The sequence below is a fragment of the Bordetella petrii genome, assembly GCF_020991325.1.
GTDB classification, from domain to species: Bacteria; Pseudomonadota; Gammaproteobacteria; order Burkholderiales; family Burkholderiaceae_B; genus Bordetella_A; species Bordetella_A petrii_E.
This window is the reverse complement of the sequence record NZ_JAJMLX010000539.1, coordinates 1-616: the sequence shown is the minus strand read 5'-3', so window position 1 is coordinate 616 and position 616 is coordinate 1. Positions and strand designations below refer to the sequence as shown.

Genomic DNA, 616 nt, shown 5'->3' with positions numbered 1-616 from the left:
TGGGCCGGCGTGGTGGATTCCGTCGGCGGCGACGTGCTGGCGCAGGCGCTGGCCGCGCTGAAGCCTGATGGCGTTGCCGCGGCATTCGGCAATGCCGGCGGCGCGCAACTGCCCACCACGGTGCTGCCCTTTATTCTGCGGGGCGTAAAGCTGCTGGGCATCAACGCGAACAGCCCCATGCCGTTGCGCAAAGAAGTATGGGGCAAGATCGCCACGCGCTACCGCCCGGCCCACCTGGACAGCATCGCCCGCGTCATCCGTCCGGACACCTTGCCCCAGGCGCTGGATGCCTTGCTTGAACGCGCCAGCCGCGGCCGCGCGGTGGTGGATTTTTCCTGATTGTCCCGGCCAGCCTCATGACTTCCGATCCAGATCTTTCCCGTTTCTTCCACCCTCGCAGGATCGCGGTGGTGGGCGCATCCGCCACGCCGAACAAAATCGGCGCCATGCCTGTCACGCTGCTGCGCCGGCACGGGTACAGCGGCCGCATCATTCCCGTCAACCCGCGTGGCGGGGTCATCCAGGAACTGCCGGTGTGCCGCGAACTGGCGGCGCTGGACGAGCCCGTGGACCTGGCCGTGCTGGCCGTGCCGGCCGAACTGGCCGCGCAGGCCCT

General features: G+C 68.7%; 1 protein-coding gene and 1 pseudogene. Both read left to right on the top strand.

Translation table 11 applies throughout. From position 1 onward, the window contains the following. Positions 1 to 339 (top strand): annotated as a pseudogene (locus LPZ50_RS25220) (zinc-binding dehydrogenase); the annotation flags it as partial. Between the two features lie 17 nt (positions 340 to 356). Next, positions 357 to 616, top strand: a 260-nt coding sequence (locus LPZ50_RS25215; protein ID WP_230665548.1) for a CoA-binding protein, incomplete at its 3' end; no start/stop codon positions are given.